This window comes from Ruminococcus sp. J1101004sp1_RTP21198st1_B9_RTP21198_201120, from assembly GCF_040924245.1.
Classification (GTDB): Bacteria; Bacillota; Clostridia; order Lachnospirales; family Lachnospiraceae; genus Blautia_A; species Blautia_A faecis.
Window position 1 is genome coordinate 95,189 of record NZ_JBCOMI010000001.1, and the last position, 13,278, is coordinate 108,466.

The window sequence follows — 13,278 nt, forward strand, 5'->3', positions numbered from 1 at the left end:
CAGACAATGAAACAGGACAAGTAAGCCGCAGATAAACTGCAGGCGATAAGACAGGAGAGAAAAAATGCCCACAACATATGCACATGATTTGTTTGGTCAGAAAGTATACAGACAATTGCCCGATCAAGTGAAAGAAATTATTCGGAAAAACGGTGAACTGTATCGGATCGGTCTTCACGGACCGGATATTTTCTTCTATTATTTTATTTTTAAGAATCACGTAAGCAGTGTAGGATACCGTATGCACAAAGAAAAAGCCCGGGCTTTTTTTACCCAGGGAATGGCGCAGGTCAGAGAGACTGGTGATGAGGCACTTCTTGCCTATCTTCTTGGCTTTGGCTGTCATTATCTTCTGGACTCTTCCTGTCATCCTTTTGTAAATGAAATGAATGATAAGGGCAGGATTTCCCACAGCCTTCTGGAAATTGAATTTGACCGCTTCCTTATGGAAGAAAATGGAAAAAATCCATATGCCTTTTATCCTTCTGATTGTATCAAAGCAAAACGCAAAAATGCAGCGGAAATCCACAAGGCTTTTCCTCTTGTAAAAACAGGAGATATTCTTCTGAGCCTTAAACTGATGAAATTTATGACAAATCTGCTGGTATGTGACGATGGCGGGACAAGACGGGCGCGCTTGTCGAAGCTTTCCAGCCTTGGAGGAAGAAGAGCACAGTCTGCTTTGATCGATCACTATATGATGGCTCAGCCGGCAGGTGGCAGCAGGGAACCTGTGGAACAGCTGAATACATTGTTTGAAAAAGAGGTGAAAGAGGCACCGGCAGAATTGTTGGAGCTGTATCAGCTTTCCCAGGAGGACAGGCTGTTGTCTGAGCGATGGGATCTGACTTACAATGGTTAGCTGTGATATACAAATTGAAAATTGAACCAATTTCAGGGACAGGTATTTCTGTAAGATACCTGTTCTTTTTATCAGGTAAAACTTGTAGAGTGAGCTTTGCATAGTTTGGGACAGGTTCGCGTAAAATACTATAAACGGAATGTGGGGTGGACTATGAAAAGCAGATACAGATTCTTTTGTCTTACACTGACTTTTGTACTTGTTTTATGCACTGCTGGCCAGGTGTCAGGAAGCACTGGCACAGACGAAAAAAAGGCTGTCAGCTCCATTGTGCAGATGATACCGGCAGCTGTTGATATGAAAGAAACAGACGGACCTGGAAATCTCTATGCCTTATCAGCAGTTCTTATGGATGGGGATTCTGGCCGGGTACTGTACGAAAAAGAGGGCTATATAGCTCGTCCGAATGCCAGTACCACAAAGGTAATGACCTGTATCCTTGCCTTGGAGAAGGGCTCCGGTGATGATTATGTAATGGTGTCAGAAAATGCGGCCTCTCAACCAGAAGTAAAGCTGAATTTAAAGGAAGGGGAGCAGTATTACCTGGAAGATCTTCTTTATTCTTTAATGTTGAAAAGCCATAATGATACGGCCGTGGCAATTGCTGAACACATTGGCGGTTCTGTGGAAGGGTTTGCAAAAATGATGAATGCAAAAGCAAAGGAGATTGGCTGCACGAACACTCATTTTGTTACGCCGAACGGTCTTGACAGTGCAGATGCAGGAGGCATTCATCAGACTACCGCAAGAGATCTGGCTTTGATCATGAGCTATGCGGTGAAAAATAAAGCATTTCTTCATATTACACAGACCAGGGATTATTCTTTTTCTGATATTTCAGGAAAACGTCAGTTTTCTGTCCATAATGCAAATGCATTTCTTGATATGACTCCGGACGCCATTTCAGGAAAAACAGGTTTTACAGGAAATGCGGGTTATTGTTATGTGGCAGCCTGTGAAAATGAGGAAAGAAAATTTATTATTTCCCTTCTTGGCTGCGGCTGGCCGAATAATAAGACATATAAATGGAAAGATGCCATGAAACTGCTGGAATATGGCAAAGCAAATTTTCACAAGGAAACCTACTGGCAGGAGCCGGAGATTCCGGCTATACCAGTAAAGGATGGGACTGACGAAAGCAGCGGGAAAGAATCTGGTAAAGAAAACCAGGAAAATTCCGGGAAAATTTTCACAGAAATCGGGACAGGTTTCGCAGATGCATATATAAATGGACAGATCCAGGCATCCGATTCTGACAAAAAGAAGCAGATCCTTCTGAAAGAAGGGGAAAAGATTACCTGTCGTCTGCGTATTGAGAAAAATTTGACAGCGCCTGTGAAAAAGGGGCAGAAAATTGGTCAGGTCACTTTTAGCCTTGGAGAACTTGTCCTGGATAACTATTTTGTGACAGCAGATCGCAATATCGTCAAAATCACCTATTTATGGTGTGCAAACAAGGTGTTTCATGACTTTTTTCACTAAAAAGCCTGACGGAATATGTATGATATATAAAAAAATCCCCCGAAAATCGAGGGATTTTTTTGCATAAAAACACGGAAAACTATTGAAAAATTGTGTGAAAAAATGTACAATTAGAATCGGCAGAATTTTTGGTTATACTTTTAAATTATTATAAAATGGAGGGCAAGAAAGAATGAGTAACGCAACACAAAGTTTAGCGGGCACAAGAATCACTTCTTTGCTTGACGCGAACAGTTTTGTTGAGATCGGCCAAAGTGTAACAGCCAGAAATACAGATTTCAACATGACTGAAAAAAAAGCACCTTCAGACGGTGTTATTACCGGATATGGTGTAATCGATGGAAATCTGGTGTATGTGTACAGCCAGGATGTTTCCGTACTGAACGGAACAGTTGGTGAAATGCATGCCAAGAAGATTACCAGACTTTATGATATGGCTATGAAGACCGGTGCTCCGGTGATCGGCCTGATCGATTGTGCAGGTCTCCGTCTTCAGGAGGCAACTGACGCATTGGAAGCATTCGGTGAAATTTATATGAAACAGACTCTGGCATCCGGACTGATTCCACAGATCACAGGTATCTTCGGTACCTGCGGTGGTGGTATGGCACTTGTACCGGCACTGACAGACTTCACATTTGTTGAAGAGAAGAAAGGCAAACTGTTTGTAAACACCCCGAACGCCCTTGAAGGCAATCACGTTTCCAAATGTGACACATCCTCTGCCAGATTCCAGAGCGAAGAGACAGGTCTTGTAGACGGAATCGGTACTGAGGACGAGATCCTTGGTAAAATCCGTGAACTCGTAACATATCTGCCATCTAACTGCGAAGACACTGATTCTTACATGGAGTGCACAGACGACCTGAACCGTGTATGCGAGGATATTGAGAACTGCACAGGCGACACAGCCATTGCACTTTCCAGAATCGCTGATAACGGACAGTTCTTCGAGGTAAAAGCTGACTACGGCAAGAGTGTTGCTGTTGGATTTATCAGACTGAACGGCGCTACCGTTGGTGCTGTTGCAAACAGAAGCGAGAGCTATGATGTAGAAGGCAAAAAGGTATGGGAGTCTGATGGTACCCTTAGTGCACGCGGTGCAAGAAAAGCAGCAGAGTTCGTAAAATTCTGTGACGCTTTCGAGATCCCGGTACTTACTCTTACAAATGTAAACGGCTTTAAGGCTACTGTATGTGGCGAGAAGATGATGGCGAAATCTGTCGGAGCACTGGTTCATGCATTTGCAGACGCTACTGTTCCGAAGGTTAACGTTGTGATCGGCAAAGCATTTGGAACCGCTTACACAGCTATGAACAGCAAAGCAATCGGTGCAGACATGGTATACGCATGGGAGAACGCAGAGATCGGTATGATGGATGCAGACCTTGCAGCCAAGATCATGTATGCAGGCGATGACGCAGCAGCTCTTACTGAGAAAGCAGCTGAGTACAGAGAACTTCAGAACTCTGTTTCCTCTGCAGCAGCAAGAGGATATGTTGACACCATTATCAGCCCGGCTGATACAAGAAAATATGTGATCGGTGCATTTGAAATGCTGTTCACAAAAAGGGAAGAACGTCCGTCCAAGAAACACGGCACGGTCTAAGCGAGGTGGAGCATATGAAACAGATTTTTAAGAAAGTATCCTCCCTTTGCACAGTACTTCTCATGATGGCAGTTCTCACTCTTACCGGAGTATCCTCCGTATGGGCAGCTGATGAGGTTGATGACACGGTAAAGCAGACCCTGGTCACTACCGCTGAGGGACTTACCGATACCATCATTGCTCTCAGTGATGAAGATATTGAGAATTATACCAAGTCATCTGATGAGTTTACTGTTGGAGCAATGACTGCATGGGCAGGCTCCAAGGATGAAGTTGGGGCTTTAAAGGAGAGAACCGGAGAGACAGAGGTGAAGGCTTCTGACGATGGATATACCGTTACTGTACCGGTCTCCTTCGAGAAAGCAGATGCAAATTTCGTTTATATTTTCGATGCTTCTACAGGAACACCTACATCCCTTACTGTTGATGTACAGTATTCCATGGCTGAGACCTTAAGAAGAGCTGTTATGAATACTATCATGGGTATTGCAATCGTATTCATCGTTCTTATTTTCCTGAGCTTCCTGATCTATCTGTTCAGATTCATCCCGAATCCGGAAGCAAAGAAAAAAGCTCAGGCTGCAGCAGCCCCTGCCCCTGCACCGGTGGCAGCACCAGTGGAAGCTGCAGAAGCAGACGATACAGAACTGATCGCGGTTATCGCAGCAGCAATTGCAGCAGCTGAGGGAACCACTACAGATGGATTCGTTGTTCGTTCCATCCGCAAAATCAATCGTAAAAAGAGATAAATACAGGAGGATCCTAAAATGAAAAGTTATACAATTACCGTTAACGGAACAGCATATGAAGTAACTGTTGAAGAGACAGGAAGCGTTTCCGCACCAGCAGCTGCAGCTCCTGCAGCAGCTCCGAAAGCAGCACCGGCACCGAAGGCAGCTCCTAAGGCAGCAGCCGGAGCAGGCGCAGTTAAGGTTGCAGCTTCCGTACCTGGAAAGGTTCTGAAAATCGCAGCAAGCGTTGGACAGGCTGTAAAAGCCGGTGACAACATTGTAATCCTGGAATCCATGAAGATGGAGATCCCGGTTGTAGCTCCTCAGGACGGAACCGTTGCAAGCATTGACGTTGCAGAAGGTGCCTCTGTAGAAAATGGAGATACCCTGGCAACAATGAACTAAGTCGGGAGGTAATAGGATGTCTTACGTAGCAGACACTTTGTCCAACCTGATCCATCAGACCGCATTTTTTAATCTGACATGGGGTAACTACCTGATGATCGTGGTTGCTTGTGTATTCTTATATCTTGCCATTGCAAAGGGATTTGAGCCTCTGCTGCTTGTTCCCATTGCATTTGGTATGCTCCTTGTTAATATTTATCCGGACATTATGGCAAATCCGGAAGACATGTCCAACGGTGTTGGTGGTCTTCTTCATTACTTCTACATCCTTGATGAGTGGAGTATTCTTCCTTCCCTTATCTTTATGGGTGTAGGTGCCATGACAGACTTTGGTCCGCTGATCGCGAATCCGAAAAGCTTCCTGATGGGTGCTGCAGCGCAGCTCGGTATCTATATAGCTTACTTCCTTGCAATCTTCCTTGGATTCAATGGAAAAGCAGCAGCAGCAATCTCCATCATCGGTGGTGCAGATGGTCCGACCTCCATTTTCCTTGCTGGTAAGCTTGGTCAGACTGCTCTTATGGGACCGATCGCCGTGGCGGCATATTCCTATATGTCACTGGTTCCGATCATCCAGCCTCCGATCATGAAACTGTTTACTACTGAGAAAGAGCGTAAAATCAAGATGGAGCAGCTTCGTCCTGTATCCAAGCTTGAGAAGATCCTCTTCCCAATCGTAATCACAATCGTTGTCTGCATGATTCTTCCGACAACAGCTCCTCTGGTTGGTATGCTTATGCTTGGTAACCTGTTCAGAGAGTGCGGCGTTGTAAAACAGCTTACAGAGACAGCTTCCAATGCACTTATGTACATCGTAGTTATCCTTCTTGGTACATCTGTTGGTGCTTCCACAAGTGCAGAGGCATTCCTGAATGTGGACACTTTGAAGATCGTTGTATTAGGTCTTGTGGCATTTGCATGTGGTACTTTCGGCGGTGTTATGCTCGGAAAGGTTATGTGCAAGCTTACAGGCGGCAAGATCAATCCGCTTATTGGTTCCGCCGGTGTATCTGCGGTACCTATGGCAGCCCGTGTTTCCCAGAAGGTTGGTGCTGAGGCAGATCCTACCAACTTCCTTCTGATGCATGCAATGGGACCAAACGTTGCCGGTGTTATCGGTACAGCCGTTGCTGCAGGAGCATTTATGGCTATTTACGGAATCTAATAATGATACCAGAAATTCGGATTTTTCCCGGCTTTCTATAGTGAAACCGGGAAGTCCGGATGAACTAAATAAATAAGGAGAACAATTATGGCAGAAATTGAAAAAAAACCTGTTAAAATTGTGGAAACTATTCTGCGTGATGCACATCAGTCCCTGATTGCAACCCGTATGACAACAGAGCAGATGCTTCCAATCGTTGATAAACTTGATAAAGTAGGCTACCATGCAGTTGAGTGCTGGGGCGGTGCTACTTTCGATGCAAGCCTTCGTTTCCTTCATGAGGATCCGTGGGAAAGACTTCGTAAATTACGTGCAGGATTTAAGAACACAAAGCTGCAGATGCTTTTCCGTGGCCAGAACATTCTTGGATACCGTCCATACGCTGATGATGTTGTAGAGTATTTTGTTCAGAAATCTCTGGCAAATGGTATCGATATCATCCGTATTTTCGACTGTATGAACGACCTTCGCAACCTTCAGACTGCTGTACATGCTGCAAACAAAGAGCATGGCCATGCACAGGTTGCTCTTTCCTATACACTTGGTGATGCTTATACTCTTGAGTACTGGACAAGCATTGCGAAACGTATCGAGGAAATGGGTGCAGACTCTATCTGTATCAAAGATATGGCCGGTCTTCTTCTTCCATATAAGGCAACTGAGCTTGTTACAGCCCTGAAAGAGACTGTTAAGATCCCGATCGATCTTCATACACATTACACCTCTGGTGTAGCTTCCATGACTTACTTAAAAGCTGTTGAAGCTGGTGTCGATATCATCGATACTGCAATGTCTCCATTTGCACTGGGTACTTCCCAGCCTGCAACTGAGGTTATGGTTGAGACCTTCAAAGGCACTCCATATGATACCGGATTTGATCAGCAGCTTCTTGCTGAGATCGCAGACTACTTCCGTCCAATGCGTGACGAGGCTCTTGAGAGCGGCCTTCTGAATCCGAAGAACCTTGGCGTAAACATTAAGACTCTTCTGTATCAGGTACCGGGTGGTATGTTATCCAACCTTACTTCCCAGCTGAAAGAGCAGCATGCAGAAGACAAGTTCTATGATGTTCTTGAGGAAGTTCCGCGTGTGCGTAAAGACCTTGGTGAGCCGCCGCTTGTTACTCCGTCTTCCCAGATCGTTGGTACACAGGCTGTATTTAACGTTCTTATGGGCGAGAGATACAAGATGGTTACCAAAGAGACAAAGGATGTTCTCAGCGGAAAATATGGCGCTACAGCAAAACCATTCAATCCGGAAGTTCAGAAGAAATGCATCGGTGATACGAAGCCGATCACATGCCGTCCGGCAGATCTTCTTGAGAATGAGCTGGGCAAACTTGAAGGCGAGATGGCACAGTATAAAGAGCAGGATGAGGACGTTCTGTCCTATGCACTGTTCCCACAGGTTGCTACTGACTTCTTCAAGTATCGTCAGGCTCAGGAGAAAAAGGTGGATGAGACTGTTGCTGATACCAAAAACGGAGCATATCCGGTTTAATCAGTGAGGAATAAGGATTTCTATGGGACAGGTTATATGCTGATCCTATAGAAATTACGACGAAAGACACGTGCAGAGAAGGTTTTTGCACGTGTCTTTTTAAAAAATATACACAAAACTGTTTGAATCCGGTATGAAAAAAATATTCTACAGTGGGCAAATATCGCCAGGGGCGGCTGGTCACAACCTGGGAATTCCGCAGAAAAAGGTTTTCGAACAGATTTATGAAAGGTATCTAAATGAGTAAAATATTGATCGTAGGCGGCGGAGCTGCTGGAATGATGGCCGGTGTTTATCTGGCAAGGGCAGGACATGAGGTCCACATTCTGGAGAAAAATGAGAAACTTGGAAAGAAAGTGTATATTACAGGAAAAGGCAGATGCAATGTTACAAATAACTGTGACACGGAAGAACTGTTCCGGGCAGTTATGTCTAACCCGAAATTCCTGTACAGTGCTTTCTATTCTTTTACACCCCAGGACGTAATGGAATTCTTTGAAGAAGCGGGAGTTCCACTGAAGACAGAGAGAGGTAACCGGGTTTTCCCTGTGTCTGACCATTCTTCAGATATTATCCGCGGTCTGGAACGGGAACTTAAGAAAGCTGGCGCATATATCCATCTTCGCACAGAGGTGAAAAATGTGAAGGTCAGTCCTTATGAGGAACCGGACGTGGATGAGAAAAAGGCACATCACAGCCAGGTAACCGGTGTAGAACTGGCAGATGGAAGTTTTATGGAGGGCGACCATGTTCTGGTTGCCACTGGAGGACTTTCCTATCAGTCAACAGGCTCCACAGGGGATGGTTATCGCTTTGCAGAGGAAACCGGCCATAAAGTAACGGAGCTTTCTCCGTCTCTGGTTCCTCTTAAGACAAAAGAGGATTATATCCCAAGACTTCAGGGACTTTCCTTAAAAAACTCTGAACTTACGATTAAGTCAGGCAAAAAGGTGCTTTTCCAGGATTTTGGCGAGATGATGTTCACCCACTTTGGCGTGACAGGCCCCATGATTTTATCTGCAAGCGCACATATTGGCAAACAACTGCAGAAATCCGGAGAGCTGAATGCTTATCTGGATCTGAAGCCTGCCCTTACCATGGAACAGCTGGATGCCAGAATTCTGCGGGAATTTGAGGCAGGACAGAACAAACAGTTTAAGAATGTGATCGGCGTACTTTTTCCATCATCCCTTACACCTGTCATGCTGGAACTGGGTGGTATTTCTCCGGAAAAAAAGATACACGATATTTCCAGGGAAGAAAGAATGCACTTTGAAGAACTGGTGAAAGCTTTCCCATTTACCATCAATGGAATGGGAGAATATAAAGAAGCAGTTATTACAAGAGGTGGTGTTTCTGTGAAGGATATCCAGCCTGGTACTATGGAATCCAGAAGGGTAAAGAAGCTTTATTTTATCGGAGAAGTACTGGATCTGGATGCAGTGACCGGCGGTTATAATCTCCAGATTGCATGGTCTACCGCATATCTTGCAGCTATGGCATTGAAAAATGAATAAAAATCTGTTATAAATGTAAGAAGTGAAAAAACTGCGATTTAAGAGGAGGTAACAGAGAAAATGGGATGTAACATTGCCATTGACGGGCCGGCAGGAGCAGGCAAAAGCACAATTGCAAAGAGAGTGGCAAAGGAACTGTCTTTTATTTATGTAGATACAGGCGCTATGTACCGTGCCGTTGCACTTTATTTGCTGAGAAATGAAATTGACGGAACAGATGCGGAAGCAGTTGCAGGTAACTGTCAGAGCGCTGAGGTTTCCATTCGATATGAAAATGGAGAGCAAGTTGTAATTCTTAACGGTGAGAATGTAAATCAGTATATCCGTACGGAAGAGGTTGGAAACATGGCATCCAAAACATCTGCAAACCCGGCGGTAAGGGCACATCTTCTCAATCTTCAGAGAAATCTGGCAGCAAAGAACGATGTGGTAATGGATGGCAGGGATATTGGAACTGTAGTTCTTCCGGACGCACAGGTGAAGATTTATCTTACTGCCAGCGTGGAGACCAGAGCTAAGAGGCGTTATGATGAATATCTTGCCAAGGGCGAGAGTGCTGATCTTGAAGAAATCAAGAAAGACATTGAAAACCGGGATCATCAGGATATGACAAGAGAAATTTCTCCTCTTCGCCAGGCTGAGGATGCAGTGCTTGTGGATTCTTCTCTTATGAACATTGATGAAGTGGTAGCTGCGATCCTTGGAATTTACAAAGATAAGGTGGAATAAACCATGGAAGTAAAAGTTGCAAAAACAGCAGGCTTTTGCTTTGGCGTGCAGCGTGCAGTAGATAAGGTATATGAACTGATCGACAGCTGTCCGGACAGGCTTTTTACCCTGGGCCCCATCATCCACAATGAAGAAGTGGTAAATGATCTGGAAAAGAAAGGTGTCCGTGTTGCTTCAGAAGAAGAACTGAAAACTCTTCCAGAGGGCAGCACCGTAGTGATCCGCTCACACGGTGTTGGAAAAAAAGTCTACGATCAGCTGGAAGAGTGCGGCCTTTCCTATGTGGACGTGACCTGTCCTTTTGTCCTGAAGATCCACCGGATTGTGGAAAAGGAGAGCAAAGCCGGTTCCCATATTGTGATCATTGGAGATCCGGATCATCCTGAGGTTGTGGGAATCTGCGGCTGGTGTATAGGACCATATACTGTGATCCGCACCAAACAGGACGCACTGGATTTCGTGCCTCCGGAAGGCAAAAATGTGTGCATTGTGTCGCAGACCACATTTAATTATAATAAATTTAAAGATTTAGTTGAAATTCTCCGCAAAAAGAGGTATGATAATACTGTTTTAAATATTCTTAATATTTTAAACACTATTTGTAATGCTACCGAAGAACGGCAGAGAGAAGCAAAGAGCATAGCCGGAGAGGTAGACACTATGTTAGTCGTAGGAGGCCGACATAGTTCCAATACTCAAAAGCTGTTTGAAATATGTAAAAAGGAATGTGAAAATACTTACTATATACAAACACCTGTAGACTTGGATTCAGATATGTTCCAATGCAGTAGTTATGTAGGTATTACAGCAGGGGCTTCAACCCCAAAGAAAATTATTGAGGAGGTTCAAGAACATGTCAGAATTAAGTTTTGAACAGATGCTGGAAGATTCCGTAAAAACAATCAGAAATGGAGAAATCGTACAGGGAAAGGTCATCGATGTGAAAGAAGATGAAATTATCCTGAATATTGGCTATAAAGCTGATGGTATTATCACCAAGAGTGAATATAGCAATGATCCTTCCGTAGTACTCACAGACGCTGTACATGTAGGTGACTCCATGGAAGCCAAAGTGCTTAAGGTAAACGATGGCGAAGGCCAGGTTATCTTAACCTACAAGAGACTTGCTGCAGAGAAAGGCAATAAACGCCTTGAGGAAGCATTCGAGAACCAGGAAGTATTAAAGGCTCCTGTAACTCAGGTACTTGACGGTGGATTATGTGTTAACGTTGAGGAGACACGTGTATTCATTCCTGCAAGCCTTGTTTCCGACACATATGAGAAAGATCTCAGCAAATATGCTGATCAGGAGATTGAGTTCGTTATCACAGAGTTCAATCCAAGAAGACGCCGCATCATTGGTAACCGCAAACAGCTTCTTGTTGCTGAGAAAGCTAAGAAACAGCAGGAGCTTATGGAGCGTATCCATGTTGGCGATACAGTAGAGGGTGTTGTTAAGAACGTTACAGATTTTGGTGCATTCATCGATCTGGGCGGCGCTGACGGACTGCTTCACATCTCTGAGATGTCCTGGGGCAGAGTAGAGAACCCGAAGAAAGTCTTCACAGTTGGTGAGACTGTTAAAGTTATGATCAAAGATATCAAGGGCGAGAAGATTGCTCTTACAATGAAATTCCCGGAGGAGAATCCATGGCTTACAGCTGCTGAGGATTTCGCTGTTGGAAACGTAGTAACTGGTAAAGTTGCACGTATGACAGACTTCGGTGCATTTGTTGAGCTTGCACCTGGCGTAGATGCACTTCTTCATGTATCTCAGATTTCCAGAGAGCACGTTGCAAAACCATCTGATGTGCTTACAATCGGACAGGAGATCCAGGCTAAAGTTGTTGATTTCAATGGCGAAGACAAGAAGATCAGCCTTAGCATGAAAGCTCTTGAGGCTCCGGCTGAGGAAGAGTCTGTAGAGGAATAATTTAACCAAGAGGGATGTGTTGTGCATTTCTTTTATCCCATGTAAATAACCGCCATTCACAGGATTTGTGAATGGCGGTTGGTTTTGATATCATGAATATGATATTAGTAAAAAGACATTGTCTGTTAGAGCGTGTCTGGAAAAGGCTTTCTGCAAGATGTGCATCACAATTTGCGGGAATGATTTTTCAGATACGCTCTGGGATGATGTCTTTTTTACGTGAGATTTTACGTGCTTTGGAAGTTTGAGTATGTTTGAAAAAGGTTTTGGGAATTTTGGAATATGGGTTGAAAGTTTATTTTAATTTCCAAAATAAAAATTCCAGGGTATGTATTAAATATTGCTTTTGCTTTTCTTCATTTTCCAGAAATTCTTCTGTGCATGGAAACCAGGTATAACAGGTCTCTCTTGTAGCAGATTTTTTCAGTCCTTTTTCCATAAATTTGCTAATAGATTTAGGTACTGCCATGTCCTCTCCGGGCAGATAATCATAACTTTTGTAATCGCTGTAATATTGGCGGATACGGCCATTGAAAGGCTTTACAAGGAGGCTTACCAGATTGTCCTGACCTGTAATATAGAATTCTTCTGTGCCGTTAGAAAAGGAAGCGGGCAGGCTGTAATGGGGGTTCATCTGCAAAATCAGATTTTCTCCGTCAAAATCAGTTCCGCGAACAGTAAATGCCCCATCCCTGAGCGCAAGATACCCTATCATTTTAAACACATCTCCAAGTCCGAGAAGATCTTCCATGTTGTGCCCCATAACCGTATCCAGGTCCGTCTGCTCCTGGTGTGCCATATATTTTTTATAGATTTTAATGCATTCCCCGCCATTACAGTAAATGCGCTTCTGTTCTCCAAGAAAGGCTTCCATCTGTTCCTGCTTTAACCCTGGGAGCTTTAAAAATCCCTTCAGAGGGCGAAGCATTTTATACAGGTCAAAAGAAGAAATCCCCTCAAAAGGATCTGGCAGCTCGTAGAATTTATAACGAGCCTGAAGGTAAGGCTGATCAAAAGAATCTCCATTGTATTGGATGGTACAGCTGAAATTTTTTATAAATTCTGAAAAAACCTCCAATAATGCTTTTTCTTCCCGGAAATCGGGAGCAAGCCACTGATAAAGCTGCCAGGAACCAGATTCATAGCAAACTGCACCAATTAAATATAAAAAAGATGAATTTCGTCCCAATCCAGTGGTTTCAATATCATAAAATAATGGTGAAAAATTGACATTCTCAGTAGCATTTCCAGATAAATTTTTAACAGTCTCAAAGTCCGGAAAACCTTGTAAAATCGGCATTTTTTTAACAATCAGCATGTTTATACTCCTTTCATGGATTGTATT

General features: G+C 44.0%; 13 protein-coding genes. 11 read left to right on the forward strand and 2 right to left on the reverse strand.

Going from position 1 to position 13,278, the window contains the following annotated elements; all coding sequences use genetic code 11:
- The first annotated feature begins 64 nt into the window (after positions 1-64).
- From AB5618_RS00415 to rpsA, 11 genes are all read left to right on the forward strand, one after another.
- Positions 65-862, forward strand: a complete 798-nt coding sequence (locus AB5618_RS00415; protein ID WP_148461983.1) for a zinc dependent phospholipase C family protein — start codon at positions 65-67, stop codon at positions 860-862.
- A 153-nt stretch (positions 863-1,015) separates the two neighbouring features.
- Positions 1,016-2,344, forward strand: a complete 1,329-nt coding sequence (locus tag AB5618_RS00420; RefSeq protein ID WP_243879967.1) for a D-alanyl-D-alanine carboxypeptidase family protein — start codon at positions 1,016-1,018, stop codon at positions 2,342-2,344.
- A 172-nt stretch (positions 2,345-2,516) separates the two neighbouring features.
- Positions 2,517-3,953: an acyl-CoA carboxylase subunit beta gene (locus tag AB5618_RS00425; RefSeq protein WP_227199146.1), complete on the forward strand. Its 1,437-nt coding sequence runs from the start codon at positions 2,517-2,519 to the stop codon at positions 3,951-3,953.
- A gap of 14 nt (positions 3,954-3,967) precedes the next feature.
- On the forward strand, positions 3,968-4,702 hold the full coding sequence (locus tag AB5618_RS00430; protein WP_173769066.1) for an OadG family transporter subunit: 735 nt from the start codon (positions 3,968-3,970) through the stop codon (positions 4,700-4,702).
- Positions 4,703-4,720: 18 nt separating this feature from the next.
- Complete coding sequence (locus AB5618_RS00435) at positions 4,721-5,089, forward strand: biotin/lipoyl-binding carrier protein (RefSeq protein ID WP_118578036.1); 369 nt, start codon at positions 4,721-4,723, stop codon at positions 5,087-5,089.
- Positions 5,090-5,105: 16 nt separating this feature from the next.
- Positions 5,106-6,254 (forward strand): sodium ion-translocating decarboxylase subunit beta, encoded by a 1,149-nt coding sequence (locus AB5618_RS00440; protein WP_148461987.1) that lies wholly within the window; start codon positions 5,106-5,108, stop codon positions 6,252-6,254.
- Between the two features lie 87 nt (positions 6,255-6,341).
- On the forward strand, positions 6,342-7,754 hold the full coding sequence (locus tag AB5618_RS00445) for an oxaloacetate decarboxylase subunit alpha (protein WP_148461988.1): 1,413 nt from the start codon (positions 6,342-6,344) through the stop codon (positions 7,752-7,754).
- A gap of 239 nt (positions 7,755-7,993) precedes the next feature.
- The gene (locus AB5618_RS00450; protein WP_148461989.1) at positions 7,994-9,271 is read left to right on the forward strand and encodes an NAD(P)/FAD-dependent oxidoreductase; all 1,278 of its coding nucleotides are present in this window, start codon (positions 7,994-7,996) and stop codon (positions 9,269-9,271) included.
- Between the two features lie 60 nt (positions 9,272-9,331).
- A complete protein-coding gene (gene cmk / locus AB5618_RS00455; RefSeq protein WP_148461990.1) occupies positions 9,332-10,000 on the forward strand; it encodes a (d)CMP kinase in 669 nt (222 codons plus the stop codon).
- A 3-nt stretch (positions 10,001-10,003) separates the two neighbouring features.
- Positions 10,004-10,873: a 4-hydroxy-3-methylbut-2-enyl diphosphate reductase gene (gene ispH, locus AB5618_RS00460; protein ID WP_148461991.1), complete on the forward strand. Its 870-nt coding sequence runs from the start codon at positions 10,004-10,006 to the stop codon at positions 10,871-10,873.
- A complete protein-coding gene (rpsA, locus tag AB5618_RS00465) occupies positions 10,854-11,933 on the forward strand; it encodes a 30S ribosomal protein S1 (RefSeq protein WP_118578042.1) in 1,080 nt (359 codons plus the stop codon). Before ispH ends, rpsA begins: the two co-directional genes overlap by 20 nt.
- Position 11,934: 1 nt before the next feature.
- On the opposite strand, the gene AB5618_RS00470 is transcribed toward rpsA, so the two are convergent.
- Both AB5618_RS00470 and AB5618_RS00475 read right to left on the reverse strand, forming a co-directional pair.
- Positions 11,935-12,117 (reverse strand): DUF6783 domain-containing protein, encoded by a 183-nt coding sequence (locus AB5618_RS00470; protein WP_368366430.1) that lies wholly within the window; start codon positions 12,115-12,117, stop codon positions 11,935-11,937.
- A 111-nt stretch (positions 12,118-12,228) separates the two neighbouring features.
- A complete protein-coding gene (locus tag AB5618_RS00475; protein WP_226815005.1) occupies positions 12,229-13,251 on the reverse strand; it encodes a ribonuclease H-like domain-containing protein in 1,023 nt (340 codons plus the stop codon).
- Between the last annotated feature and the right edge of the window lie 27 nt (positions 13,252-13,278).

Coding starts and splice junctions, on each gene's coding strand:
- AB5618_RS00450 (WP_148461989.1), top strand. CDS start 7,994: ATGAGTAAAATATTGATCGTAGGCGGCGGAGCTGCTGGAATGATGGCC.
- AB5618_RS00445 (WP_148461988.1), top strand. CDS start 6,342: ATGGCAGAAATTGAAAAAAAACCTGTTAAAATTGTGGAAACTATTCTG.
- AB5618_RS00420 (WP_243879967.1), top strand. CDS start 1,016: ATGAAAAGCAGATACAGATTCTTTTGTCTTACACTGACTTTTGTACTT.
- AB5618_RS00435 (WP_118578036.1), top strand. CDS start 4,721: ATGAAAAGTTATACAATTACCGTTAACGGAACAGCATATGAAGTAACT.
- rpsA (WP_118578042.1), top strand. CDS start 10,854: ATGTCAGAATTAAGTTTTGAACAGATGCTGGAAGATTCCGTAAAAACA.
- AB5618_RS00440 (WP_148461987.1), top strand. CDS start 5,106: ATGTCTTACGTAGCAGACACTTTGTCCAACCTGATCCATCAGACCGCA.
- AB5618_RS00475 (WP_226815005.1), bottom strand. CDS start 13,251: ATGCTGATTGTTAAAAAAATGCCGATTTTACAAGGTTTTCCGGACTTT.
- AB5618_RS00425 (WP_227199146.1), top strand. CDS start 2,517: ATGAGTAACGCAACACAAAGTTTAGCGGGCACAAGAATCACTTCTTTG.
- AB5618_RS00430 (WP_173769066.1), top strand. CDS start 3,968: ATGAAACAGATTTTTAAGAAAGTATCCTCCCTTTGCACAGTACTTCTC.
- cmk (WP_148461990.1), top strand. CDS start 9,332: ATGGGATGTAACATTGCCATTGACGGGCCGGCAGGAGCAGGCAAAAGC.
- AB5618_RS00415 (WP_148461983.1), top strand. CDS start 65: ATGCCCACAACATATGCACATGATTTGTTTGGTCAGAAAGTATACAGA.
- ispH (WP_148461991.1), top strand. CDS start 10,004: ATGGAAGTAAAAGTTGCAAAAACAGCAGGCTTTTGCTTTGGCGTGCAG.